The 13,238-nt window shown below is 35.6% G+C and carries 12 protein-coding genes and 1 pseudogene; 11 read left to right on the forward strand and 2 right to left on the reverse strand.

Annotated features, from left to right (window positions below):
• Positions 1–293 precede the first annotated feature (293 nt).
• Together RCH13_RS10850 and RCH13_RS10855 are read left to right on the forward strand one after the other, a co-directional pair.
• The gene (locus tag RCH13_RS10850) at positions 294–1,154 is read left to right on the forward strand and encodes a GIY-YIG nuclease family protein (RefSeq protein WP_326987263.1); all 861 of its coding nucleotides are present in this window, start codon (positions 294–296) and stop codon (positions 1,152–1,154) included.
• Between the two features lie 47 nt (positions 1,155–1,201).
• Positions 1,202–1,387, forward strand: a complete 186-nt coding sequence (locus tag RCH13_RS10855; protein ID WP_326987264.1) for a hypothetical protein — start codon at positions 1,202–1,204, stop codon at positions 1,385–1,387.
• Here RCH13_RS10855 and RCH13_RS10860 read toward each other — a convergent pair.
• Together RCH13_RS10860 and RCH13_RS10865 are read right to left on the reverse strand one after the other, a co-directional pair.
• The gene (locus RCH13_RS10860) at positions 1,384–2,574 is read right to left on the reverse strand and encodes a transposase (RefSeq protein ID WP_326987265.1); all 1,191 of its coding nucleotides are present in this window, start codon (positions 2,572–2,574) and stop codon (positions 1,384–1,386) included. The two genes, RCH13_RS10855 and RCH13_RS10860, sit on opposite strands and share 4 nt — an antisense overlap.
• A 120-nt stretch (positions 2,575–2,694) precedes the next feature.
• Positions 2,695–2,976, reverse strand: coding sequence for a transposase (locus RCH13_RS10865; RefSeq protein ID WP_326987266.1), 282 nt, complete (start codon positions 2,974–2,976; stop codon positions 2,695–2,697).
• 141 nt (positions 2,977–3,117) lie between these two features.
• Between RCH13_RS10865 and RCH13_RS10870 the strand changes: the two genes are divergently transcribed.
• From RCH13_RS10870 to RCH13_RS10910, 9 genes and pseudogenes are all read left to right on the forward strand, one after another.
• A complete protein-coding gene (locus RCH13_RS10870; protein WP_326987267.1) occupies positions 3,118–3,828 on the forward strand; it encodes a leucine-rich repeat domain-containing protein in 711 nt (236 codons plus the stop codon).
• Positions 3,829–3,919: 91 nt separating this feature from the next.
• A pseudogene (locus RCH13_RS10875) lies at positions 3,920–4,141 on the forward strand (SAM-dependent methyltransferase); the annotation flags it as partial.
• Between the two features lie 159 nt (positions 4,142–4,300).
• Complete coding sequence (locus RCH13_RS10880; protein WP_326987268.1) at positions 4,301–4,879, forward strand: hypothetical protein; 579 nt, start codon at positions 4,301–4,303, stop codon at positions 4,877–4,879.
• A 180-nt stretch (positions 4,880–5,059) separates the two neighbouring features.
• On the forward strand, positions 5,060–6,229 hold the full coding sequence (locus RCH13_RS10885; protein ID WP_326987269.1) for a dipeptidase: 1,170 nt from the start codon (positions 5,060–5,062) through the stop codon (positions 6,227–6,229).
• Between the two features lie 289 nt (positions 6,230–6,518).
• On the forward strand, positions 6,519–6,932 hold the full coding sequence (locus RCH13_RS10890) for a fasciclin domain-containing protein (protein ID WP_326987270.1): 414 nt from the start codon (positions 6,519–6,521) through the stop codon (positions 6,930–6,932).
• A 547-nt stretch (positions 6,933–7,479) separates the two neighbouring features.
• On the forward strand, positions 7,480–8,565 hold the full coding sequence (locus RCH13_RS10895; protein WP_326987271.1) for an endonuclease/exonuclease/phosphatase family protein: 1,086 nt from the start codon (positions 7,480–7,482) through the stop codon (positions 8,563–8,565).
• 197 nt (positions 8,566–8,762) lie between these two features.
• Positions 8,763–9,905 carry a vWA domain-containing protein gene (locus RCH13_RS10900; RefSeq protein WP_326987365.1) on the forward strand — a complete coding sequence of 381 codons (1,143 nt, stop codon included), beginning with the start codon at positions 8,763–8,765 and terminating at the stop codon, positions 9,903–9,905.
• A 179-nt stretch (positions 9,906–10,084) separates the two neighbouring features.
• Positions 10,085–11,539 carry a sigma 54-interacting transcriptional regulator gene (locus tag RCH13_RS10905; protein WP_326987272.1) on the forward strand — a complete coding sequence of 485 codons (1,455 nt, stop codon included), beginning with the start codon at positions 10,085–10,087 and terminating at the stop codon, positions 11,537–11,539.
• 196 nt (positions 11,540–11,735) lie between these two features.
• Positions 11,736–13,187 (forward strand): FAD-dependent oxidoreductase, encoded by a 1,452-nt coding sequence (locus tag RCH13_RS10910; RefSeq protein ID WP_326987273.1) that lies wholly within the window; start codon positions 11,736–11,738, stop codon positions 13,185–13,187.
• The last annotated feature ends 51 nt before the right edge of the window (positions 13,188–13,238 follow it).

A 13,238-nucleotide genomic window follows, 5' to 3' on the forward strand; every position in this document is an offset into this window, starting at 1 on the left:
TCACGGATACCACCCTTGCGACTTACTAATGGTTCAAGGCGTTACCCTCGCCCATAAGGGATTTGCACCCTCTAGATTAATTTCCTACTTTCGTAAGAGAAAGATGCCCATGCTGGGCACACACAAGGTATATAAAAAATAGGCGAGTTAGTGCTAAATTCAAGGCTTATGGCTCATATCAAAGTTTGTGCTTGACCGAAAAGTTAGTGTTTCGAAATCGCCTACTTTTCATATACTAACCGTTAGCGGTCAGGCTATAAACGACCGTGCATAAATGAACTAACGGACTAAAAATGAAAAAACTAACTTGGGACGACATCCAAAAACAGTCAGACACTATTCTTTCTTGCGGACTGAATAAACTAACGACTCAACAATTTTGTGACTTAGTAAATGTGACTGAAAAAGGTTTCGGAAATTATTTGATTTCCCTTGACAAAATTCCTTTCTACATTGGAGAAGGTAAAGAACTCACGAAAAGACTTAGACAGCAATTCAAGCCGACAACTTCGACATTCTACAAAAATTTACAGAAACATATATCTGCAAATCAACTCATAAAGCCAACAACTATTGACAAGTTTAAAATTCAGTTTATGCCGACAAGTATTGGACGGAAAGAAGTTGAGGAGTTCGGCATTGTGAATTTACCAACGAAACTTAATGGCTTTCAATTAGGAAAGAGAAACAAATGTGTTATTGCTGACCAAAACGGACTATGGAACGTAGTGCAACAAAATGTTGCTGAACTATTAAAAGAAGGCGAAAGCAAAATTTTAATATCAGCTTTTACGAATTGGTTTGACACTAAAATTATAAGTTCCGCAGGACTTTACCTCGTTAAAGACAAATCAGATAAGCTAATTTATGTTGGCGAAAGTTCAGACATTGGGGAAAGGATAGCAACACATAGTGGACGAACATATTTTTCTGCACTTAGACGACATATTGGAACTGACATTTTAGGCTTCCACTTGCAGGAAATAAAAGGCAAAAAACGCTATTTCAGTGAAACAGAAGACAAAAAAGTAACTGACTTTTTAAGAACTTGTAAGGCGACAACTTTCCCAGTTTCTTTTGGACGATATGAACTTGAAGAATACTTAATCGAAAAATACCGACCATTACTGAACAGAAAGGACAATAAAGACTGACGAAAAGCCCGAACCGCTAACAGCACCTACAAAAAATTGGCGGTTTTGTGGTAAAACTAACATTCTGCATCGTATCAAGTTTTGTGGTGGCAGAAAGTTTAGTGCTTCGAAATCGCCAACTTCTTGTAGCTGCAAACCGTCAGGCTGTGAAAAAACTAACTTCTCAATATTTTTCTAAGAAAATCAGTCTTCTAATCCTCAATAAACACGTTTTAAGACCAGCTGTTTTTTAGGCTGCAATTGATAATCTAGTTTCTAAAGTGGCGATGTAATGCTTAAAATACGTCACCTTAAAAACAAAACACACCTTCCCTTTGTAAGGTGACTTCCAGTTTTTCAATTTGGCAATTAATTCTGGAACGCCCAGAATATTCATCGCACGTTTGATGTTGTACACCAACATTATCAAACTATGTTCGCCATTTACTTTCTCCAATCCCGTTAAATTCGTATGGTTGTAACCCCATTGTCGCTTAATAGTTCCAAAAATATGCTCGTTAATCTCTTGTCGTTTTCGATATAATTGTGCGTTCGCCTGGTAACGTTCATTATTTTCTGCAACAGCATCGGCATATTCACTTCGGTCTATTTCTCTGCCGCCTTTTCTGCTCGTACAAAGTGATTTTACAGAACATTCTTTGCAAGCGGGAGTTCGGTATTTTTTGAACTCATAACTGTCTCTATCGCGCGTTTTCTTGTGCCACCGTCCTGTCGTTTTTAAAACCTGATTTTCTGGACAAATATAGGTGTCATCTTCTTTATTGTAAATGAATTTGGAAACAAAATAATCTGGCTGAGTCCCATTTTCATTGCTCTTTCCTTGTTCGGGATGCGCAACAATTGTAACGATATTTTCCTCTTTACATTGGGTGAGTTCCCGACCATTGTGATACCCTTTATCGACTAAAGCAGTGAATGTTTCAACGCCCAAATCCTTCTTAGTTTCAATTGCAATGGCGCTCAAAGCATTTCTGTCATTACGATTTATCGTATGTGTAGCTACCACCAAATTGTGTTTATCATCAACAGCTGCCTGAATATTATAACTTACTTCCACCACTTGTCCTTGAACCAAAAGCGCTCTGGAATCTTCATCAGTAGTGCTGATTTGAGGTTCGCCACTCGTTTTTAATTTTTCTTCCAAAAGTTCGTAGCGAAGTTTATTCTTCTTCAAACGTTTTATTTTTTCCTGAACTTTCATGATCGTTACGCTGTTTTCTTTCTCATCATTCTGAGCCAGTTCATCCAGGTATTGCTGTGTTTTCTCTTCAATATAAGCCAGGTGTTTATCAATTTTCTTCTGATTAAAATTAGCTTTTTTGCTGTTGTGGGCTCTGCTTTTAGTACCGTCAATGGCGATGGTTTCTCCAGCAATTAGATCGGCATCTTTCAAAAAAGAAACGAAAACTTTGAACAGCATTTTTAAACCCGCAGAATTGTTTTTTCTAAAATCAGAAATGCTGTGGTAATTGGGTACAAGTCCAAATAAAAGTCATTGCAGTTCAATATTGCGAACACATTACTCATCAATATTTATTTTTTATTTGTATTCGTGAATTACGCTTTGCTCCATTTCTTTTTCGAGTTTCCGGGAACTTCGAAGTCCATTGAGGTAGCCATACAGATAGATTTTGAGAAACGTTTGCGTATTAAAACTCGGTCGTCCTTCCGTTTTGAGCGTTTGCAGTACAAAACCTAATGCTTTTAAATCGATATTCTCCACAAAAGCGTCTACAAATCGAACTGAATTATCTTCAGAAATCGAATCTTCTAAACTCGTAAAAACCATCTGATTGCGGGCGATTCCGGTGATGTGTTGCATTATTAAATATACAAATTTACTCCCTTATTATTGAAATAATTTAGCTATTTTTGAAAGTAATAAACGGAGGTTTTTTCACAGACTGACGTTGTACACAATTTTAGAAAGTTCGTTTCTAAAAGAAAAATTTAAAAAAAACCGATGAAAAAATTTATTTTGAGTTTATTTTCAATAATTGCAATTAATTGCTCTTCACAAAACACAACCTTGAAAAATGAAAATTTGCAAAATGTTATTTTGAAAAAATATCCAGAAATTGACATTAATAAAAACGGAAGAATTGAAAAAAATGAAGCAGAAAATGTAAAAAATTTGAATTTAATGGAAATGAATCTAACAAATATTAATGGTATTGCAATTTTTAAAAATCTTGAATATTTATATCTAACCATAAATAAAATTGAAAAATTAAAACTGAATGATTTTCCTAATTTAGAAAAACTTTATGTAGCGAGGAATAAATTAAAAAGTTTAGAGATTTCAAATATGCCAAAACTAAAAGAATTTGCTTGCGGTATAAATGAATTAGAGAAAATTAGAATTAAAAATTGCCCAAATATTGAATCCTTAAATTTTATGGACAACAAAATTTCAGAAATAGATTTGAAAGATTTTCCAAAACTTAAATATTTGTCAGCAGATCATAATAAACTGACAAAAATAGATTTTACCAAAAATCCTGAATTAATACAATTTTTAATACATGGAAATCAAATAAAAGAAATTGATATTTCACAAAACCCAAATCTAAAATTAAATATTCTCTATATTGATAAAACTGTGAAAATTAACGGAAGTGATAAACAAATAAACAATTATACGCCAGTTTCTTCACCACCACCACCGATGTAAAAAAACTGTGTACAATAACTAAGCTTTCGTTTTGTCTGAAGGACAAGAAATGAAAGCCTTTTGAACCCTTCGGCTACGCTCAGGATAAACTGCAAGAAAATCAGTTTCAAGATATTTAATTGTTGGAACGTTTTCCGAAAACGGACCCAAAAAGTGCAGTGGCTTAGACATAAAACAGTATAGTGAAGAAACATTAACAGCAGAAATGGAAAATGGTTTTGAAAAATTAAAATGTATCGTTGAAGACCATACAACACCTTTTGAAACAAAACAGAATTTTATATTTTGTAGTTTTAAAAGACAACTAAAATGACGAAAAGGACAACTGCCAAAATCGGTTTGGCGTGATTGAGTTTTCGCTTAATCTAAAGATGGTTTTGTACTTGGAAAATTAGTGTTTAATGGAAAAATCTCGCATCTTTATTCCTCAACCACTCAAGCGTTAAGACGCTAGTAATTCCAAAGAAATAGTATGCCGATAAAAATAAGCAGAGATATTGCGCTAATAAAATATAGAGTACTTCCACTTCACGCATTTGATCAAAAAAATGACGAAGATTTTTATTTCCTTCCAGACTATTTTTCATTTCATTGGATAGCACTTGAAAAAACAACCAATAAGAGATTAACAAAAGAATTCCACAAATTAATTAAACTTTTAGAAATTAAAGAATTGATAATTCTTGGGCAAATAAATAAACGTTGGATTTCTAAATTAACAGGAAAACGCAAAGATTTCAAATCAATTATTAAAGCGCTAGAATATTTTAATAAAAATAAAATCAACAAAAAATTTAACGGAGCAGTAAAAATATCAACGGAAGAAATTAATACCTTTATTCCAAGATTTTACACCATAACAGAATGCGACGGAGGATTTTTTGATTTTTATATTACTAACGAAATGCAAAACGTGCTATTCCATATTCATTATTCGGGACGGATAAAAATTCTAACCTTAGATAAGGAAATGAAAGAAAAAATAAAAATTACATTATCAAAAACAAAATTCATTGATTCCTTGCGAGAGGGAACTGATAGCATTAAATAAGAAGTATCGAACACACATTATTTCTATCAGTGGGTCGGAAGTTTATATCATCAAGATTTCTATCAATTGTTCAATTTATTATATTTACAAAGACTTGTTATAAAAACTGCCCGCCCAAAGAAATATCCACCCGGAAGCTGTAATTTTTTTGCGGCACTTCACAAAACTAAAAATAGCGACATGAAAATAAAACTACTAATATTTGGCATTTTATTTACAAACCAAATCATTGCTCAATCCTATCAAAAAATCCATGACAAAAGTATTTTAGTAGATAGTCATAACGATATTTTAATGAAAGCTGTAGATAACGGATTGGTTCTCGATACAGATTTAAAAGGAAAAGCACATAGTGATTTAGCGCGCTGGAAACAAGGTGGACTTGACGTACAATTGTTTTCGGTGTATTGTGATGGCGATGCCAAAAAACCGTTTGCTTATGCCAATAGAGAAATGGATAGTCTTGATGCTGTGGTGGCTCGCAATCCTGATAAAATTGTGAAAGTTGGGAATTACGCAGAATTATTAAAGGCTGTAAAACAAAATAAAATTGCTGCTATGTTTGGTGTAGAAGGCGGTCATATGATAGAAAATGATCTCAATAAATTAGATGCGATTTACCAACGTGGCGCAAGGTATCTAACTCTGACACACAATATCGCGCCTTCATGGGCAACGAGTGCCGCCGATGAAACTACTAACTTAAACCTACCGCACAAAGGACTAACTGATTTTGGACGACAAGTAGTACAGCGAATGAACCAACTTGGGATGATGATTGATATGAGCCACGCTGGTGAGCAAACTTTTTGGAATGTAATTAAATTGACAACCAAACCAATCATCGCGTCACACAGTTCAGTTTACAATCTCGTACCGCATCGGCGTAATTTAAAAGATGATCAAATAAAAGCTATTGCCAAAAATAAGGGGGTAATTCAGATAAATTTTCATCCAGGATTTATTGACAGCAGTTTTGATGCTAAAGAAATGGCATTTTTAGAAAAGTATAAAGTGGAGAATGATTCACTTCAGAAAAGTGGTATGCATGAATATTATGCACTGGATTATCTGTATAAAAAATATGAAGCAGAAGCCAACATTATGCGACCACCGCTGTCAATGGTTATTGACCACATAGAATACATCATTAATTTGGTCGGAGTGGATTATGTCGGATTGGGTTCGGACTTTGACGGCATTAGCCTTACACCACAACAATTAGACGATGTAACTTCCTATCCCCTAATTACTAAAGCATTGGTCGAGAAAGGATATTCTAAAAAAGATATTTCAAAAATACTTGGCGGAAATTTTTTAAGGGTACTCAAAGCCAACGAAGAGAAATAGCCGATTAACAATATGCAGACGAACTAAAAGTACCGCTAAAAAACGATATTCAGAAATGGCGAAAAATTTAAAAAATTATCATTATTTCAATTTAAAAAAAGTCCGACTAAATAAATAAACCTGACGCAAATAAAAAACACTAAAGCTCGCTGTTTCTAGCGAAATGTCAATGCTCATTGAAATCGAATATTTCTATCTCAAAGATTAACTAAAACATACTAGTTTTAAATAATTAGTATGTAATTTTACCAAACGAGAAAACAAATTCTCCGAATAAATTAAATTTAAAATGGAAAACGAAATGACAAAAGACATCGTAGCAATCGCCTCAACAGATGCCAAAACACTTGCTGCAGCAGTAACAGCTGCCGGATTAGTAGAAACTTTGCAAGGAGAAGGACCCTTTACAGTATTCGCACCTACTGATGCTGCCTTTGCAGATATTCAATCAAGCGTAGACACTCTATTGCAACCCGAAAATAAAGCGAAACTTGCCAACGTTTTGACTTACCATGTGGTTAGTGGAAAAGCACACGCAGCAGATTTAGAAGATGGGCAAGAATTAACAACGGTACAAGGAGGTAAGTTGAAAGTGAGCATTAAAGATGGAACAGTAACCATTGGCAATGCTACTGTGACAGCCGCTGATATCGAAGCTTCAAACGGGGTAATTCATGTTATTGACAAAGTTTTGTTACCTTAGTATCAAGCTACGCTAAACCTATAAACAAAGCCTCTTATTATTATGAGGCTTTGTTTTTTTTTAAATACGGCTGGACAATTCACAAGTCCATGCTCCACGATATTTCATTGCTTTTTGAAATATAAAAATAAATTGATCTGAGATTTGAAATATATAACAGTAGAAATATCAAGAAAAATTTATTTAACTCCAATAAAAATAATTAATACCATTTGGATATTTCTAATTTTCATCATATTACTATAGATGAAGTTCTCAAAAAATTACGAGGAAGAATTCAGTGCTTTTGATGCGATAACATTTCTAGGAGGTTTGGGTTTTATGATTGTCAAACTGGCTTTTCCCCTTTCTAAACATTAAGTGATCACGTAATCTTTCCCATTCCATTACCTTTTTGCTACGGAGTTCGATCCAAAAAAGAAAGCAATTCAATTACCCAAACTGTCTGTGTACTTAGTTTAATTAAAATATAAAAAAACGCAATTTAAAGGACACCGCATTAATCATTGGTATTTTTTTTTATCTTTATTGCGATCAAATTCTAAGAATGCACCTAATTTATTACATCCTTTCCTCTTTCACCATTGTTGTAAGCATTTTGCCCCTGATCCCAAATCAGCACTGGATTTTTAGAGTCTGGGAATTCGGTCGGATACAAGTGGTTATCGTTCAAATGGTTACTTTACTTTTAGGATTGGTGTTTTTTCAAGATAAATCGCTCATATTTTGGGGCACCATCCTGCTGAATGCAGCTCTCATTGTCAATCATTTAGTCATTTTAATTCCCTACACCACTCTTTACAAAAGAAAAGCTGCAGATAAAATCAACACAGATTCTAAACCTATTTCCATTATTTCCGTCAATGTTTATCAGTTTAATAAGGGACATCATCAATTAATTGATTTGGTAAAAGAGGAAAAACCTGATATTTTACTGACGATGGAATCCAATCAAGAATGGGAGAATTCATTATCAGTTCTGGAAGACGAATATCCTAATTTTAAAAAAGTGGCGCTTGAAAACACGTATGGAATTCATTTTTACACCAGATTAAAAGTAAAATCCATGAAGGTGAATTATCTTATTGCCGATGATCTACCAAGTATTGAAGCTTGCCTCTACACAGATAACGGAGAAACTTTTACCTTTTTCGGGATTCATCCACCTCCGCCAAGTCCTACGGAAGAAGAAACCGCGAAGGAAAGAGATGGAGAACTTTTAGCCGTAGGAAAAAAAGTACAAGAAATGGAAGGATCTGTTATTGTGGTGGGTGACTTTAATAATGTTGCTTGGGCCAGATCGTCAATTCTTTTTAGAAAAACTTCGGAATTGATTGACCCGCGGATCGGACGTGGATTTGTTTCTACTTTTCATGCGAAATACCGCGTGCTGCGTTTTCCTATTGACTTATTTTTCCACTCTGCAGATATTTTTATTGAGGATTTTAAAACTTTACGAAATGTTGGCAGTGATCATCTTCCACTCTATTGCAGTTTCTATTTAAACCGAGATGAAAATGTTCAGGAAGAGGAGGTGATTTCTTTGCAGGAAGACGAAAAAGAAGAAGTTAATGATTTTATTGAAAAAGGAGTTAAAGAAACAGGAGATCGCCCGGCGGTAGCTGCGGAATAAAAATTTTCTATCTAAAAAAAATCATGATTTTCAAATTTTACATCACTTTTTTTTCTAAATTTCACTGCAACTGAGTGCTGTTTTCTAGTTTTAAGATTTTTCTATTTTCCATCACCATCATTATTAATTTCTATTCCTAAACCATCAGTATTGGAATGATATTTCTATACCTTGGCAACAATAAAGGAGGAACGATTATGACGAATAAAGACTTGAATTTTGGCAAAGGATTTACTTTTACCAAACACACTCCGCAGGAAATTTCTCATTTTGACCGAGTTTTTGATGTTTTCAAAGACCTTTTGACCCACACTTCAGGTGATATAGAAGAAGCTTTTGAATGGTTAGAAATGTTGGATAAAGAATACAATATTTTCACCGATGAATATACACTGGAAAATTTCGAGGAAGACCTGAAAAAACGCGGTTACATTAAAGAAGAGGAAAAAGATGAAGAGGGAAATACAGGCACAGGGAAAGGAAAAAATATTCTCACCGCTAAGTTGGAAGCAGCTTTGCGGGAATTTGCTTTGGATCAAATTTTTGGAAAACTAAAGAAGAGCGGAATCGGTAATCACAACACAAAAAAGATTGGCGTGGGTGATGAACGGGACGGAGAAAATCGCTCCTTTCAATATGGCGATGATTTATCTACCGTGAACATGACGGAAAGTTTGAAAAATGCCCAAATCAACAATGGGATTTCAGATTTACGGATGACGGAAGATGACCTCATCGTAGAAGAAACCAAGCACAAAGCCCAAATGAGCACGGTTTTGATGATAGACATCAGTCACTCCATGATTCTTTACGGTGAAGATCGAATCACGCCCGCGAAAAAAGTCGCGATGGCTTTAGTGGAATTAATCAACCGAAAATATCCGAAAGATTCCATTGACATTATCGTCTTTGGGAATGAAGCTTGGCCCATTAAAATTAAAGATTTACCCTATTTAAAGGTCGGACCTTACCATACGAATACGGTTGCAGGACTAGAATTAGCCATGGATATTCTGCGAAGAAAAAGAAACACGAACAAGCAGATTTTCATGATTACAGATGGAAAACCGAGTTGTATTCAATTACCGTCGGGAGAGTTTTATATGAACAGCAATGGATTGGATGAAATGATTGTTTCCCAATGTTTAACCAAAGCTGCGCAAGCCAGAAAATTAAAAATTCCCATCACTACTTTTATGATTGCGCAGGATCCATATTTAAGAAAATTCGTGGAAGCGTTCACCGCTCAAAATAAAGGCAAAGCTTTTTTAACCGGACTTTCTGGCCTGGGTGAAATGATTTTTGAAGATTACGAGAAAAACAGAATAAAAAGAATTTAGAATAGAACCAAGATTAAAGATGCAAGATAAAAGACTTTAAATAAAAAAAAAGAAATTAAAATATCTTGCAAACTTTCCTAAGGGGAACGCCTTTGCGAACGTCCATAGTTTGCGCAATAAGTACCAAAATCTTTGCGCACTTTGCGATTAAAAAATATAATAAATCACTACTATTAGATATGAAAAAAGATGTCACATTTAAAGAATTAAAAGATTCAGGGTTTTTGGATAAGACCATTAACCAAGAAATTCAAGCTAACTTAATCGCAAAAATAAAAGCAAAAGCACCTGTATTCGAAGGACTTTGGGGTTATGAAGATACTGTAGTTCCGCAATTGAAAAAAGCAATTTTGGCGGGACATCACATCAATCTCTTAGGATTGCGTGGTCAGGCAAAAACCAAAATTGCCCGAAGCATGGTGAATCTTTTGGACGAATACATGCCCATTGTAAAAGGGTCTGAAATTAATGACAGTCCGTTTCATCCTATTTCTAAATACGCCCGAGATTTAATTGAAGAGCAAGGAGATGAAACCATGATTACTTGGGTTCATCGCAATAACCGTTTTTTCGAAAAATTAGCAACTCCAGATGTTAATGTGGCCGATTTAATTGGCGACATTGATCCAATCAAAGCGGCGACTTTAAAACTTCCCTATTCTGATGAGCGCGTTTTACATTACGGAATGATTCCACGCGCGAACCGTTGTATTTTTGTTTTGAATGAATTGCCCGATTTACAGGCACGAATTCAGGTTTCCTTGTTTAATATTTTGCAGGAAGGCGATATTCAAATCCGGGGATTTCAGTTGAGAATGCCGTTGGATATTCAGTTTATCTTCACGGCAAATCCGGAAGATTATACCAATCGTGGAAGTATTGTCACGCCTCTGAAAGATAGAATTGGGTCGCAGATTTTTACGCATTATCCAAAAACCATTGCTTTAGCCCGCCAAATTACGGAGCAAGAAGCCATGATTTCCGCGGAAGATCAATCCCAAATTATTATTCCAAGTATCGCGAGAGATTTACTGGAAGAAGTCGCTTTTGCTGCAAGAGACAGTGAATATGTAGATGCAAAAAGTGGCGTGAGTGCACGTTTAACAATTAGCGCCATGGAAAACTTGATGGCCGCCGCAAAACTAAGATTAATCGAATCTGATTCTGAGCAAACTACCATTCGATTGGTTGATTTTATGTCGATTATTCCTTCTATTACCGGTAAAATCGAATTGGTTTATGAAGGCGAACAAGAAGGTGCAGATTACGTGGCGAAAATTCTTATAGACAAAGCCGTCATGACGGAATTTGAAAAAATATTCCCGCGCATTTCTAAACTGGAAAAAGAAGGAAAGAAAACAGCCTACACAGATATTGTTGACTGGTTTAATAACAATTCACTGGAACTCAATTATGCCGATACCGATGCAGAATTTTATTCCAGCTTGAATCGGGTAAAACCTCTAACCGCTCTTATCGAAGAATACACGGAATCACTGAGTGAAGCGGATCAAAACTTTTCCAAAGAACTTGTTTTATGGGCCTTGACCATCAGCAAAAAGTTAGACAAAGCCGAAAACGAAGAAGCTTTCACATTTGATGCGACCGGAATTGGAAAATATTATAGCAATTAACAGAAGTTTTTAAACTTCGATTCGAAAAAGAAAAAAGCACAATCTCCTTAGAAATTGTGCTTTTTTTATACGCTCAAAATTGAATCTTTTTTAAAAGTCGAGATTATAATGATGGTATTTTGAATTCTATTTCAGTCCACCAAATACCAATGCTTATCTTTGAGAATTATAAGATTTTTTTTAAGCGCTTGTTACAATGGAAAACCAGTATTCGTCTTTCACCATCTGTCCAGATTGTAAAGGTCTCGGCAAGCAAAAGCGCCGAATTAAGAAAAGTGTAAGGTTAAAGTATCAATCAGCCCTAGAAAATTTTGAAAAATCAAAGCGTTTAGGTCCTGTTCCTCTTCCTCCAGAAGCTGCATTGTTCATTTGCCCTACATGTTCTGGGTCTGGTTTAAATGCTTCCGAAAATTTCCCTAAACCAAAGGCAGAAATTTATCCTCATGTTGCCATTATTGGGGGCGGAATTGGCGGTATCGCTTTGGCGATTGGCTGCCTGCATCGCGGAATTCCTTTTACATTGTATGAACGAGACAGTAATTTTGAGGAGCGTTCGCAAGGATACGGATTGACTTTGCAACAAGCCAGTAAAGCTATTGAAGGATTCGGAATCTTCAATCTAGAAAAAGGCGTGGTTTCTACGCGGCATTTGGTCCACACTCCCGAGGGAAAAGTCGTGGGCGAATGGGGAATGAGAAAATGGCTAGAAGCTGATAATGAAGAAAAAACAAATCCAAAACGCACCAATATTCACATTTCAAGACAGGAATTACGACGCACTTTATTAAAACAATTGGGCGGAAAAGAAAAAATTAAATGGGGTCATCAACTGGTGGATTTTAAAGAAAATAATGATCGCCTCGATCTTCAATTCATAGTGGAGGGAAGCACAATAATCCAACAAGCAGATCTCATCGTCGGTGCAGATGGAATTAGAAGTGCGGTGCGAAACTTCACAATTGGGGAGGAAATTTCGCCTTTGCGCTATCTTGACTGCATTGTCATCTTAGGAATATGTCCTTTAAATTCGCTTCAAAAAACCGATTCTCACCTGCTCGATTCTGCAACGGTTTTCCAAACAGCCAATGGAAATGAAAGAATTTACATGATGCCTTTCGATGCCGATTCGGTTATGTGGCAATTAAGTTTTCCACTACCAGAAAATGAGGCCAAAGATTTAAGTTCAAAAGGTTCGGCAGCATTAAAAACAGAAGCGCAAAAAAGAACGCAGTGGCATGCTCCCATTCCTGAAATTTTAAGTGCAACTCCAGAGTCTTTAATTTCTGGTTATCCCGTATACGACCGCGCTTTGCTCACTTCAGAACTATTACAAAACATGGGGAAAGTCACTTTAATTGGTGATGCAGCGCACCCGATGAGTCCCTTCAAAGGTCAGGGCGCCAATCAAGCACTTTTAGACGCGCTTTCTTTAGCCCGAGAAATTCATCGAAAATGCGGGAATTCATCAACACCATGGCGTGAAGTAGGCATCAGAAAAAGTGTTTTAGAAGATTTCGAAGGAGAAATGTTGAAACGCAGCGCGACAAAAGTTCAGGATTCTGCCGCGGCGGCTCAATTTCTTCATTCAGAACTAGCACTTTATGAAAGTAACGAACCGAGAGGTCGGGTTTTAAAAAGGAATAAATAAGAGCAATTTTTGATTGTTTACTTTTGATTTCAATGCATATCTTTCTGAATA

Origin of the sequence: Chryseobacterium sp. MP_3.2, from assembly GCF_035984805.1 — a bacterium.
GTDB lineage: Bacteria > Bacteroidota > Bacteroidia > Flavobacteriales > Weeksellaceae > Kaistella.

Bases quoted from the DNA above. Each gene is read 5' to 3' on its own strand.
- RCH13_RS10870 (WP_326987267.1), top strand. From the start codon at position 3,118: ATGAAAAAATTTATTTTGAGTTTATTTTCAATAATTGCAATTAATTGC.
- RCH13_RS10880 (WP_326987268.1), top strand. From the start codon at position 4,301: ATGCCGATAAAAATAAGCAGAGATATTGCGCTAATAAAATATAGAGTA.
- RCH13_RS10900 (WP_326987365.1), top strand. From the start codon at position 8,763: ATGACGAATAAAGACTTGAATTTTGGCAAAGGATTTACTTTTACCAAA.
- RCH13_RS10860 (WP_326987265.1), bottom strand. From the start codon at position 2,574: ATGCTGTTCAAAGTTTTCGTTTCTTTTTTGAAAGATGCCGATCTAATT.
- RCH13_RS10890 (WP_326987270.1), top strand. From the start codon at position 6,519: ATGGAAAACGAAATGACAAAAGACATCGTAGCAATCGCCTCAACAGAT.
- RCH13_RS10865 (WP_326987266.1), bottom strand. From the start codon at position 2,976: ATGCAACACATCACCGGAATCGCCCGCAATCAGATGGTTTTTACGAGT.
- RCH13_RS10910 (WP_326987273.1), top strand. From the start codon at position 11,736: ATGGAAAACCAGTATTCGTCTTTCACCATCTGTCCAGATTGTAAAGGT.
- RCH13_RS10905 (WP_326987272.1), top strand. From the start codon at position 10,085: ATGAAAAAAGATGTCACATTTAAAGAATTAAAAGATTCAGGGTTTTTG.
- RCH13_RS10850 (WP_326987263.1), top strand. From the start codon at position 294: ATGAAAAAACTAACTTGGGACGACATCCAAAAACAGTCAGACACTATT.
- RCH13_RS10885 (WP_326987269.1), top strand. From the start codon at position 5,060: ATGAAAATAAAACTACTAATATTTGGCATTTTATTTACAAACCAAATC.
- RCH13_RS10895 (WP_326987271.1), top strand. From the start codon at position 7,480: ATGCACCTAATTTATTACATCCTTTCCTCTTTCACCATTGTTGTAAGC.